Origin of the sequence: Paenibacillus motobuensis (assembly GCF_039521865.1) — a bacterium.
GTDB lineage: Bacteria > Bacillota > Bacilli > Paenibacillales > Paenibacillaceae > Fontibacillus > Fontibacillus motobuensis.
Window position 1 is genome coordinate 1 of sequence record NZ_BAAACX010000015.1, and the last position, 12,764, is coordinate 12,764.

At 45.5% G+C, this 12,764-nt stretch carries 9 protein-coding genes; 1 reads left to right on the plus strand and 8 read right to left on the minus strand.

Features of this window, described 5'->3' with window-relative positions:
- Positions 1-290: 290 nt before the first annotated feature.
- Both ABD014_RS15965 and gyrA read right to left on the minus strand, forming a co-directional pair.
- Complete coding sequence (locus ABD014_RS15965; RefSeq protein WP_343862848.1) at positions 291-1,385, minus strand: HD-GYP domain-containing protein; 1,095 nt, start codon at positions 1,383-1,385, stop codon at positions 291-293.
- Between the two features lie 541 nt (positions 1,386-1,926).
- On the minus strand, positions 1,927-4,464 hold the full coding sequence (gene gyrA / locus ABD014_RS15970; protein ID WP_343862849.1) for a DNA gyrase subunit A: 2,538 nt from the start codon (positions 4,462-4,464) through the stop codon (positions 1,927-1,929).
- 324 nt (positions 4,465-4,788) lie between these two features.
- Here gyrA and ABD014_RS15975 point away from each other — a divergent pair, with 324 nt between their 5' ends.
- A complete protein-coding gene (locus ABD014_RS15975; RefSeq protein ID WP_343862850.1) occupies positions 4,789-5,568 on the plus strand; it encodes a YheC/YheD family protein in 780 nt (259 codons plus the stop codon).
- Positions 5,569-5,643: 75 nt separating this feature from the next.
- On the opposite strand, the gene gyrB is transcribed toward ABD014_RS15975, so the two are convergent.
- The 6 genes from gyrB to dnaA all read right to left on the minus strand — a co-directional run bounded on the left by gyrB (position 5,644) and on the right by dnaA (position 12,285).
- On the minus strand, positions 5,644-7,560 hold the full coding sequence (gyrB, locus tag ABD014_RS15980) for a DNA topoisomerase (ATP-hydrolyzing) subunit B (RefSeq protein ID WP_343862851.1): 1,917 nt from the start codon (positions 7,558-7,560) through the stop codon (positions 5,644-5,646).
- A gap of 33 nt (positions 7,561-7,593) precedes the next feature.
- Positions 7,594-7,842 (minus strand): extracellular matrix regulator RemB, encoded by a 249-nt coding sequence (gene remB, locus ABD014_RS15985; protein ID WP_343862852.1) that lies wholly within the window; start codon positions 7,840-7,842, stop codon positions 7,594-7,596.
- 16 nt (positions 7,843-7,858) lie between these two features.
- Complete coding sequence (recF, locus tag ABD014_RS15990; RefSeq protein ID WP_343862853.1) at positions 7,859-8,971, minus strand: DNA replication/repair protein RecF; 1,113 nt, start codon at positions 8,969-8,971, stop codon at positions 7,859-7,861.
- Between the two features lie 46 nt (positions 8,972-9,017).
- The gene (gene yaaA / locus ABD014_RS15995; protein ID WP_309156793.1) at positions 9,018-9,233 is read right to left on the minus strand and encodes a S4 domain-containing protein YaaA; all 216 of its coding nucleotides are present in this window, start codon (positions 9,231-9,233) and stop codon (positions 9,018-9,020) included.
- Between the two features lie 273 nt (positions 9,234-9,506).
- Entirely contained in the window at positions 9,507-10,649 is a 1,143-nt protein-coding gene (gene dnaN / locus ABD014_RS16000; RefSeq protein WP_343862854.1) for a DNA polymerase III subunit beta, read from the minus strand.
- Between the two features lie 289 nt (positions 10,650-10,938).
- Positions 10,939-12,285, minus strand: a complete 1,347-nt coding sequence (gene dnaA / locus ABD014_RS16005; RefSeq protein ID WP_343862855.1) for a chromosomal replication initiator protein DnaA — start codon at positions 12,283-12,285, stop codon at positions 10,939-10,941.
- Between the last annotated feature and the right edge of the window lie 479 nt (positions 12,286-12,764).

The following is a 12,764-nucleotide window of genomic DNA, read 5'->3' on the forward strand; positions in this document are numbered from 1 at the left end:
GTTTTCAAAGATCAACTTCGTTTTCAGCGTCGCTGCGTTCTCAGCAGCAACTCTTATAATATATCATATGCTGTTCTTCAATGCAAGACTTTTTGAAATCTTTTTTTGAAGCAACTTTCGTTGTTAGCAACAGCGTTTATAAATATACCCTATATTCAATCTAATTGCAACCCTATTTTAAGCCTTCTCTCCAAGTACGTCCAAAGAAGATCGGTTTCTTCACCGAAGCTTATGCTTCCGATACGCAGCCAGTTGGATAAAGCTAGAGCCTGGAATTCTATAACGCAAGTCTATGTGAGGACTTCCTCAATATACAAGTTAGTCTCCTGAACCAGATTAATAATCATGCCCTGCACGGATACCATAGGCCGGGTAGGATGATTACGATCGGAAAATACGATCTCTCCTATCTGATTATTGCTTAATCTGATTCGAGTCCCGTTGTGAAATTGAGTGACCTTATCTACGAAAGTCTGCACAATACTAGGATCCAGCTTACCGAAGGATTCCGACTTGATCTGTTCCAATACCAAATAAGGTGATACCGCCGGGCGATATGCCCGATTCAGTGTCATCGCATGAAAAATATCTGCGACAGCGATGATTCTGGCATAAATATGAATCTTCTCGCCGGCTAAATGAAACGGATAACCGCTACCATCCATTTTCTCATGATGCTGCAGGGCCGTTAACCGTACCCCTTCATTGATTGCCGAAGTCTTGCGCAGCTGCTGATAGCCATAGGTCGTATGCATACGCATCTCGTCACGCTCAGCCTCAGTTAATGGTTCAGTCTTGAACAGAATCTGCGGATCTATCCTCGTATTCCCGATATCATGCAGTAGACCAGCAAACGCAACCTGCATCCAGTCCTTCTGCGGGAGTCCATGCCACCCGGCCAATTGATAGGAGGTCAGAGCAGATAGTATGGCATTATGATATAAGTAATCATACTCTTTATGGTTGCGTGGCATAAATGTCAGAATATTATAATGCTTTAATTGTTTGATCAGAGCCTCCAACTGGTTACGCAGCTCATAAATAGGCAGTTCGGAAGCGAGTACAGATTGAAAAGCATTCTTCGTCAGTAGCAGCATCCGATCATATTCCTTATATAAAGCTCCAATAGGACTCGATTCCAATTCAGGTATAGAAACGGCTGCAGGCTTTGATTTATCGGCTGCGGAAGAATTGGCAGACTCCCCTTGTCCCATCACTGGCGGTTCGTCCACTTCTACATGAGCAACCAGAAAAGCGCGCAAGATATCCAAGTCCCGCGGCAATAGAACCTTGCCTTTTTGCAGTAACAGCCCACCAAGCGGCGTATACACATGATTTGCTATTTTTAAACCCGGTCTAACATCTGCTAGAGGAATACTCACCATTTCTCAATCTCTCCTTGGACGAATCTTCAAATTGATATGTATAGTGAAAAAGTACTATAACTATATGTTCAAAAAGCCGTTTTTCAGCATCGAAGCTTATGCTTCCGATGTGCGTTTTTCAAAACGCTTTAGTTGGATGAAGCTAGGGACTAAGGAGCGGAGCTACACGTTTTCGTAGAAAACGACCTCGGAAGCATTTGCTTGTAGTGGGTACGTGAGAACCTGAAATGTTTCCTCAGGAAACATGACTTCGCAAGCTCCTACTTAGGCCCGGCTAAATTCAAGATTCGATGTCGAATATACTCTCAGTGTTACTTCGTGTTAGATATAGAATTTATTCGTTATCAACCTACCTTTGAATCGCGGTCGCTCATCCTTGAATGTCTTCGATCGGTTTTCTTATCAAAAGTAGACTTTTTGAACTACTTCTATAGGTTATAGTCATTATATTACGAGTTGACTAGACCAACAATCCTTCTTTTAACGCTTAAAAGTAATAAAAGAGGACTTCCGCGGTTGGAAGTCCCCTAGAAATATATGATTATTCTTCGTCTGTCTCTGGCGCTTCGCCCATATTCTCAGTATTGATATCTTCTGAAATAGACTCGCTGCTATCGCCATTCATCTCGCCCAATTCATCCGTATCCTCACTGTCATCGCTCTTATCGGAACGGCAGACCGTAGCTACGGAATCCTCATCACGAATATTAATCAGCTTCACCCCTTGTGCATAACGCCCCATGGTGGAAATGCCCTCCATGCTCATTCTGATCAAGGTTCCGCTACTAGTAATAATCATCAAGTCTTCGTCATCCTTAACGACCTTCAGACCCACTACAGGACCATTCTTGTCCGTAATATTGATCGTCTTAATCCCCTTGCCGCCACGGCTCTGGATACGATAGTCAGACACTGGAGTACGTTTGCCGTATCCTTTTGTCGTAACGATCAGAATATCTTGATCCGGAACGATAACGTCCATACCGATCAATTGATCATCCTCATCGAGTGTAATCCCCTTCACGCCAGTTGCTGCACGTCCCATCGAACGCACATCACTTTCAGGGAAGCGGATCGACATTCCTTTAGCTGTACCCATAATGAGTTCTTGCTCGCCATCTGTAAGTCTTACGTCAATCAAGGTATCATCTTCGCGAAGATTAACGGCAATCAGACCGCCCTTACGTATATTCACGTAATCTTCAAGCGGAGTTTTCTTCACGATACCCTGACAAGTCGCGAAGAATAAATATTTATCCTCATCGAAGTTCTCTACCGGAATTACGGCATTGACCGTCTCGCCTTGTTCAATCTGAATCAGATTAATGATAGGCGTCCCGCGTGCGGTCCGACCAAGCTCTGGAATCTCATAGGCTTTCAGTCGGTAGGCCTTACCGCGGTCGGTGAAGAACATCAAATAATGATGCGTATTCGTCACAAAGAGATGCTCAACGAAGTCATTATCCTTCGTATCCATCCCGACGACACCCCGTCCCCCCCGCTTCTGGCTGCGATAAGTCGTAACTGGAAGACGCTTGATGTAACCCGTATGAGTGATCGTAATAACGACCTCCTCTTGCGGAATCAAGTCTTCATCCAGGATGCTCTCTTCACCAACTATAATCGCGGTGCGGCGATCATCGGAATAACGTTCGCGGATCTCTTGCAATTCATCGCTAATAATTTGCAGTACAAGCGCTTCACTAGCTAGAATCTCACGGTATTCGGCAATCTTCTGCAGAAGCTCTTGATATTCTGCCTCGATCTTCTCGCGTTCCAGGCCAGTCAGGCGTTGGAGACGCATATCCAGAATAGCCTGTGCCTGCTCCTCGCTCAAACCGAAGCGTTCGATCAAGCCGTTACGGGCAATCTCGGCAGTCTGCGAGCTGCGGATTAGGGCGATAACTTCATCCAGATGATCCAGGGCAATCCGTAGGCCTTCCAAAATATGAGCACGGGCTTCCGCTTTTTTCAGCTCAAATTCGGTGCGCCGGCGAATAACATCAACCTGGTGTTGTAAATAATGATGTAGGACTTCCCGCAGCGTCAGTATCTTAGGCTCGTTGTTAACGATAGCAAGCATATTAATACCAAACGTGCTTTGCAAGGAAGTATGTTTATATAAGTTGTTCAATACAACATTCGGATTGACATCCCGACGCAATTCGATAACGACGCGCATCCCATTACGGTCTGATTCATCGCGCAAATCGGTAATGCCATCGATTCTCTTCTCACGTACCAGCTCAGCAATCTTCTCAACAAGCCGAGCCTTATTGACCTGATAAGGCAATTCATCGACGATAATGCGCGCTTTATTGTTATTCTCTTCAATGGTGGTCTTGGCACGCATTGTGATTGAGCCGCGGCCCGTCGTATACGCCTGACGAATGCCGGAACGGCCAACGATGAAGCCTGCTGTTGGGAAATCGGGCCCTTTGATATATTCCATCAATTCCAGGGAATCGATATCAGGGTTCTCGATCATGGCCTGAACCCCATCGATAACTTCGCCCAAATTATGTGGTGGAATGTTGGTTGCCATCCCGACAGCAATCCCCGACACACCATTAACGAGCAGATTCGGGTAACGCGCAGGCAGAACGACAGGTTCATGCTCCTCACCATCATAGTTCGGCATGAAGTCGATGGTCTCTTTGTTAATATCGCGCAGCATTTCCATAGCTATCTTGGACAGACGTGCTTCTGTATAACGCATCGCTGCTGCAAAGTCACCGTCGATGGAGCCAAAGTTACCATGCCCCTCAACGAGCATATAACGCATCGAGAAATCCTGCGCCATACGTACCATGGTCTCATATACTGCTGAATCGCCATGAGGGTGGTACTTACCGATAACTTCGCCGACGATTCTTGCTGATTTCTTAAACGGCTTGTCTGGATACATACCGAGCTCGGACATCGCATACAAAATGCGCCGATGGACAGGCTTTAAACCATCCCTAACATCGGGCAAAGCACGGCTGACAATGATGCTCATCGCATAATCCATAAAGGATTCGCGCATTTCCACATTAATGTCCCTATCTACAATTTGCGAAAATTTTTCCTCCGCCATGCTGGACCTCCTAAAAATTTATCCATGTGCCTACGTACAGGATGATTATGAAAAAGCCAGTCATTAACATCGTTTCACAAAAACGGCTCACTTAAACGTAACGATTTCTCATCCTAAACTCCCATAGACAACAATAAAAATGGGGATGTGTCCATTCCCATTGTTACGTCTCTTCATACACTGAAAATATAGGCAATTTATTCGATTCATCAAAAAACTTATAAAATCCCCGCATCTTTTAATTATATCATTGTTTATCTCTCCTGTCCTATGTTTTTCATACCTTAGGGCAGCATCCGGGGTACAGAAAGGAAGGATAAGTACTTGGCGATACAACGTATAGCAAGTAAATGGGAGAAGACCGTCATTTTACGGCAGAACGAACTCATTCGTCCTTACATTCCAGATACAAGAAAATATTCTGCCGAGCATCTTGGAGAAATGTTGAATACTTACGGCGTCGTATTTATCAAACCAGACTGCGGGACTTATGGGATCGGAGTCATGAGTGCCGAACTATGGCATAATGAACTTGATGCTGGTGCAGGTCATCAATATAAGCTCAGGCACGGCATTCAAACGGAGCTGTTCTCGTCATTAGAGGAGCTACATGCCTCCATCTCCTCTCATATCGGCAAAAGATTATATCTGATTCAAACTGGCATTCGAATGCTCACATTTAGGCGCTCCAAATTTGATATTCGTGCCCTTGTTCAAAAGACACCACTTAAAACTTGGGAGACAACCGGATTTATCGGACGCTTGGCAGCCCCGCAGAAGATCATCACCAATTACCGCGGCGGTGGCACGATTATGACGATCGAGAGTTTGTTCGCCCCTCACCTTACACCAAGACAATTTACTAGCGTGTACAAGGAGATGAAGGTGCTAGGAGTGCGCGTTGCCGCCCAGCTCGCCCGGAGATTCCCCAATTTGAAGGAAATAGGCCTTGATCTGGCTATCGATGAACAACACCGCATCTGGATTCTGGAAGTGAATACACTCCCGGCACTCTTCCCCTTCAAGCATCTTACTGACAAAGAGATTTATAAGAAAATCCGCCGGTATGCCGTTCACTATGGACGTCTGAAATCTAAGAAGTAGTCTACTTCTCCACCGGGTATAGAAGAAGGCCGAGTTGAGGGGATGCCTCTTCTCGGCCTTCTTATTGCTCAAACTTTAAATATCCAAGTTCCTCACGTATTTAGCATGTTCATGGATGAAGTCGCGCCGCGGCTCAACACTATCGCCCATGAGCACATCGAATATTTTGTCAGCTTCCATCGCATCGGAGATCGATACCTGCTGCATCGTACGGCTCTCGGGATCCATGGTTGTCTCCCACAGCTGTTCAGCGTTCATCTCGCCGAGACCTTTATAACGCTGTACATTGTATTTGGCATTCTCGCCGAACTCGGCAATAATCGCATCGCGCTCTGCTTCAGAACCGGCATAGCGGACAACCTTGTTGCGTTCTACCTTGAACAAAGGCGGCTGAGCAATGTATACATATCCTGCCTCGATAATTTTCCGCATGTAACGGAAGAAGAAGGTCAACAGCAATGTACGAATATGCGCTCCGTCGACGTCGGCATCGGTCATAATAATAACTTTGTGGTAACGGGCTTTGGAAATATCGAACTCCTCGCCGATCCCGGTACCCAGTGCAGTAATGATTGCACGAATCTCTGCATTGCCGAGAATGCGATCAAGACGCGCCTTCTCCACGTTCAGAATCTTCCCGCGCAGCGGCAGAATCGCTTGGAAATGACGATCACGTCCTTGCTTAGCCGATCCGCCTGCGGAGTCACCTTCGACGATATACAGTTCGCTAAGCGATGCATCCTTAGAGGAGCAGTCGGCGAGCTTACCTGGCAAGGCACTAACCTCGAGCGCACTCTTACGACGTGTCAATTCCCGCGCCTTACGAGCTGCTTCTCGCGCCCGTGAAGCTTGCAGAGCCTTCTCCAGAATCCGGCGCGATACCGCTGGATTCTCCTCCATGAATTCCTGCAACTTCTCTGCGAACAAGGACTCCACAATTCCACGTACTTCACTATTGCCGAGCTTCGTCTTTGTCTGCCCTTCAAATTGTGGTTCAGGAATTTTCACGGAGATAATCGCCGTTAACCCCTCACGGACATCATCCCCGCTCAGGTTGGAGTCATTATCCTTGATCATGCTATTCTTACGGGCATAATCGTTAATAATTCTCGTCAACGCACTCTTGAATCCGGACTCATGTGTACCGCCCTCATGCGTGTTAATGTTATTGGCGAAGGAGAAAATATTCTCCGTATAGCTGTCGTTATATTGTAAAGCTACTTCAACCTGAATCATATCACGCTTGCCTTCAACGTAAATTGGCTGTTCATGCAGTACTTCTTTGTTATGATTCAAATATTTAACGTATTCGTTAATTCCACCTTCATAATGAAAAGTATCCGAGACTCCGGTACGATTATCCGTCAATGAAATATTGATGCCTTTATTCAGAAAAGCAAGCTCACGAATACGTGTCAATAGAGTGTTGTAGTCAAAAACAGTCGTCTCCGTAAAGATTTCCGGATCGGGATGGAAGGTCGTCTTATTTCCCGTCTCTTCATTATCTGAATTACCGACCACCCGGACGTCATACTGAGGAACACCACGGCGATATTCCTGTTGATAGACATGACCGTCCCGTCTAACTTCAACTACCACTTTCTCGGACAGGGCATTCACAACAGATACACCAACCCCGTGCAAACCACCGGATACTTTATACCCGCCGCCGCCGAACTTGCCTCCGGCATGGAGAACGGTCATAACGACCTCAAGGGTCGATTTTTTCAATTTCGGGTGTTCACCAACTGGAATGCCACGCCCGTTATCGATAACCGTTACGCTGTTATCTTCATGAACGATTACGTCAATCTTATTGGCGTAGCCGGCCAATGCCTCGTCAATACTGTTATCAACGACTTCCCAGACCAAATGATGCAAGCCCCGGGCACTGGTCGAACCAATATACATCCCCGGACGTTTGCGGACAGCCTCCAGACCTTCCAATACCTGTATCTGACTCTCATCATACGATTGTTCGTTCATAGACATGCCTTCACCTACTTCTATAGATTCAATTCAAGATCACACCAAATAGTTCAGATTGGTCTTCTTCTTCAGTGTTGAAGAGGAAATTGGCGAGTAGTACACAGTATTTTTGGCGACAACGATGGATTTGGCCTCTTCTTCTCCGATCCGTACCACATTCTTCTCCTGAATCGCGTTACTTACGAACTGTTTCGATATTTTGGATGATTTCTCAATCGATATATCAAAGATCGCTACCAATTCCGATGAGAGAATGATCTTCTCTCCCCCCAAATGAATGTACATCGCTTACCTTCCCACCTTATCTCTGAACTTGTCCCTCTTGAACATGAAAAATGCTGGCGTTCTGAAGCCGGCTCTCGTTAATGCTCTCAATTCCCGTAGCCGTGATGAACGTCTGCACTTTACTTTGAAACGTCTCGATCAATTGGGTTTGACGGTATGGATCAAGCTCGGACAATACATCATCCAGGAGCAGGATCGGGTATTCTCCGATCTCCTCGTTAATAAGCTCAATCTCCGCTAATTTAAGTGATAGTGCCGTGGTCCGCTGTTGTCCCTGTGAACCATAGGTCTGTGCTTCATTGCCATTAATATAAAAAGTTATATCATCGCGATGAGGACCCGCTAAGGTCATGCCGCGGCGGATTTCCTGATCCTTCATTTGTGATAACTTTATCATAAATTGCTCCAATAAGACAGCTTCATCTTCTGTATCGGCTTCTCCGAAGGAAGGAAGATAGGATAATTCCAGCTTCTCGCTCCCCCCAGTTATACCATCGTGAATCTGTTCCGCCCATTTTTGCAGTTTCTTTATAAATTGTTTCCTCTTCTTGATAATTTTAACACCATGCTCCACTAATTGCTCATTCCAGATCTCCAGCATGACCGCATGCTGGGCTTCCTTGCCCCAAGCCTGCTTCAGCAGATTGTTGCGCTGTACCAGCACCTTCTGATATTGCTGCAAATGGAATAAATAGCTTGGCTGGACTTGTCCAATCTCCATGTCGAGGAAGCGCCGGCGAACACCAGGGGTTCCCTTTACAATCTCCAGATCCTCTGGTGCGAACATAACGGCATTGAGGGCGCCAACGAACTCGCTTAACTTGCGCTGCTCAAGTCCGTTGAGCTTGGCCTTCTTGCCTTGGTTAGAGAAGCGCAGCTCCACTTGAACGGTTCCATACTTCTTCTCAACCTCAGCCGAGACAGCAGCATGATCTTGTCCGAAGGAGATCAGCTCCCGATCTTTACTCGTACGGTGGGATTTGGTCAAAGCAAGGACAAGCAATGCCTCGAGCAAATTCGTCTTGCCCTGGGCATTGCGTCCAAGAATGAGATTCACATCTCCAAAAGAATCAAGATTTAGCGCGTCATAGTTCCGATAATGCTGCAAGCTTAATTTATTAACAAACACGATCGTTCATGCCCTCATTTCCACCTGTCGCTTCAGGTTCAGGGAGCTACTTGCTGGCCACTTGAAAAGTGCCGCAATCCCGCACTTCTACAATATCCCCAGGGTATAACTTACGGCCGCGGCGCTGCTCGGGCTCATTATTCACGGCTACAGCTTCTTCCTGCAGCAGGGCCTTGGCCATGCCACCTGTACTAACACAGTCGGCCAGCTTCAGAAATTGATCCAGCTTAATATACTCATCCGAGATGCTAATCTTCTTCATCTCTGATCCATTCCTTTCTTGAGGGATGCAATCCCCGTTAGTTCTCTTATTCGCTTTTCAGCACCAAAGCTTATGCTTCCGATGTGCGTTTTTTCAAAACGCTTCAGTTGGATGAAGCTAGGGCATGAGGAGCGGAGCGTACGTAGTTTGTACGTGAGCACCTAAGATGTTTCGTAGGAAACATGACTTCGTAAGCATCTGCTTAGGCCCGGGTGAATTCAAGATTCGATGCCGAGTTCACTTCTTGCTTTACTTCGTGATCAAAGGCGAACTCTAGTTGGTTGTGCGGTAAGGCAGGATCAGATAGAGACTCTGGCTGTCATCCACCGGTTTAACGATCATCGGACTCATCGCTCCGGTGAAGCCGATATGGAGCTGCTCGCTCTCCACCACCTTAAGCACATCCAGCATATATTTTGAGTTAAAAGAAATCCTCAGTGGATCTCCGGTGTATTGAATTACATCCAATTGTTCAACGACCTTCCCGAGTTCGGTGGAACTGGAGGAAATCTCTATCGTACTATTCTCAAAGGTTTGTAGACGGACGATATTCGACTTTTCTTCACGCGACAGCAAATAAGCCCGGTCGATGGACTCGCTTAATTTCTTCGTATCGATAACCAATTCCGACTTATAGTTCGTCGGGATGATTCTGGAAGTATCCGGATAGGTTCCGTCCAGAATACGAGTATAGAACAGAACTCGGTCAATTTTAAATAATACCTGATTGTCGGCAACAACGATATCCACAATTGTATTTTGGTCAGGTACGATCTTGCTGAGTTCATTCAGCGTCTTACCAGAAATAACGATATTGCTGACGCGAACTTCATCCGCGTTGTCGATCTGTGCAGTACGGCTTGCCAAGCGGTGACGGTCTGTAGCCACCAGTTTGAAGTCATTCCCGTTAATATCCCATAGAATACCTGTCAGAATCGGTGATGTCTCGTTGGTAGAGATCGAGAATGTCGTCTGCTTGATCATATTCTTGAGCAGATCGCCCTGAATCGAGATGACTTGATTCTCTTCAATGCTCGGTAATACAGGATATTCCTCTGGATCCATACCTACCATCTGAATATCGGTAGAGCCGGAGGTGATTCTGGTCTGGAATCCGTCGAGAAGCTCCATCTCAATTTCGGAGGAAGGCAGCTTCTTAATAATTTCCACGAAAAATTTAGCCGGTAATACAACGCTGCCCGGCCGTTCAACTTGTACGATTTGCTTCTCGTTATCTTCAACTGGAATATAGGCTTGAATAGAAATATCGGTGTCGCTGGCAGTCAGCGTCATTCCCTGATAATTAACTTCGATCTTGATCCCTGTCAGAATCGGGATCGTTGTACGGCTGGAGATCGCTTTGGATACATGCTGGATAGACTCATTCAATTCATGTTTTAAAACGCGGATTTTCATAAATTCAACTCCTAAACAAAGTATCTTATTCTTCTACTTCTCTAACCCCCAAAAAAGAGGGCAGTCATAAAACCTCTCATAGCAGCATATTAGTAACTGAAACAGCTTGTTCTGGAAGAAAAGCAGGGTTGGACAATTGGCAGCGGCAGGGCCGCTATTATCTATGATGAATATTATTATTTATAGTAATAGTAGTAGTAGGGACCCTGAATATGTGGATAACAAGCATAATCATATGAAATGAAGCCTATCCACATGTGCATATCATGTGCATAGGCTTATAGCTTATTCAGGATGAATTTTTAATTTTCTCCGTGATGTTGTTGATAACTTTATTCAATTCCTGATCATTCTTAATCTGCTGCGAAATTTTCTCATGGGCATGTATTACTGTTGTATGATCTCGACCTCCGAAGGCATCCCCGATCTTGGGCAATGAGAAGTCGGTTAGTTCCCTAGATAGATACATCGCGATCTGGCGAGGAAAGGCAATGGCTTTGGTCCGCTTACGCGCCTTGAAATCCTCCATCTTGAGATTGAAGTATTCACCGACCCGCTGCTGAATATCCTGAATCGTAATCATCTTCGGACGGCTGGAAGGGATAATATCCTTCAAAGCTTCGGCGGCTAGATGAGTTGTAATGTCCTGATTAATCAAGGACGAGTACGCAACGACACGGATCAGCGCTCCCTCGAGCTCCCGAATGTTCGTATCGATCTGGTTGGCGATATACATCATCGCTTCGTTCGGAATGTCGAGATTCTCCGCTTTGGCCTTCTTGCGCAGAATGGCAATACGGGTCTCCAGATCCGGAGGCTGAATATCAGTGATAAGTCCCCATTCGAACCTTGACCGGAGCCGTTCTTCTAAAGTCGGAATCTCCTTAGGCGGTCGGTCACTAGAGATAATAATCTGCTTACGCTCTTCATGCAGGGCATTGAAAGTATGGAAGAACTCCTCCTGCGTAGACTCTTTCCCGGCAATAAATTGAATGTCGTCAATGAGAAGGATATCGATATTTCGATATTTGTTACGGAAGCTCTCCGCTCGATTATCCCGGATCGCATTAATGAATTCATTCGTAAATTTCTCGGAGGAAATGTATACGACCTTGCTGCTGGGGCTATGTTCCAGAATATAATGTCCGATTGCATGCATTAGATGCGTCTTGCCTAGTCCCACGCCCCCATATAAGAACAGAGGGTTGTAAGCTCTGGCCGGCGCTTCAGCAACAGCAAGTGAAGCTGCATGGGCAAACCGGTTCCCGGATCCAATAACGAATGTATCAAAGGTGTACTTGGGATTGAGCATGTGGGATATGCTGTCTTCGGTTTGGACGGGGGCCTGGGGCTCCTTATAGACTGGGGGTTGCTCGGGTGGGGCTGATTCTTCGATGACGAAGGTTACGTCCACCTGTTTGCTGAGATATTCATAAACCGTGGTAGCTACCAATTTTGTATATCGGCTCTCCAGCCACTCCACTGCGAACGTGGTGGGAGCTGAGATGACGATGGAATGATCGTCGATGGATACAACTTTGGTCGCTTTGAACCAAGTATCGAAGCTGGGCTTGCTGAGCTTGGTATTAATGATGGATAAAATATTTTGCCATATTTCAGAAGTATGGCTATCCACAGACTGTCACTCCTTTTAAATCATCCAATTGTGGCATGAGCCATGCAAAAAAAGTCGAAAAAACATAAATAAAGGGGAGTTTTATCCCCAGTACTCAGAAAAATGTAATCATTATAAAAGTGGATAACTTTGAATTGTTCACAATATTATCCACAGGCTGTTGATAATTTTATAATGTTTAATAGATATTCACAGTGAAAGCAATATAATCATAGCAAAAGAAGCCTTATATTTCAATGGAATGCGCGTATTTATCCACAAATTCAATAACTTGTGTATAAATTCCGTCAACAACACTATATATTGTTTATAATCTGTTTAAAAATCGACAGGAACTGTGAATTAACGAAAAAAAGTGTGCACAGGTTATTCCAAGCCGATCGAAATTTGTCCTTCAAGAGGTTGTGAATAACTTTTTCGATTGGATAGATACGAGGATTGTTGGTAGGATAAACGAGCCCTTTTCATAGAAATAAAAT

What these genes read in the sequence shown, in the direction of transcription:
- ABD014_RS15965 (WP_343862848.1), bottom strand. Translation starts at nt 1,385, where the DNA reads ATGGTGAGTATTCCTCTAGCAGATGTTAGACCGGGTTTAAAAATAGCA.
- gyrA (WP_343862849.1), bottom strand. Translation starts at nt 4,464, where the DNA reads ATGGCGGAGGAAAAATTTTCGCAAATTGTAGATAGGGACATTAATGTG.
- gyrB (WP_343862851.1), bottom strand. Translation starts at nt 7,560, where the DNA reads ATGTCTATGAACGAACAATCGTATGATGAGAGTCAGATACAGGTATTG.
- remB (WP_343862852.1), bottom strand. Translation starts at nt 7,842, where the DNA reads ATGTACATTCATTTGGGGGGAGAGAAGATCATTCTCTCATCGGAATTG.
- yaaA (WP_309156793.1), bottom strand. Translation starts at nt 9,233, where the DNA reads ATGAAGAAGATTAGCATCTCGGATGAGTATATTAAGCTGGATCAATTT.
- dnaN (WP_343862854.1), bottom strand. Translation starts at nt 10,649, where the DNA reads ATGAAAATCCGCGTTTTAAAACATGAATTGAATGAGTCTATCCAGCAT.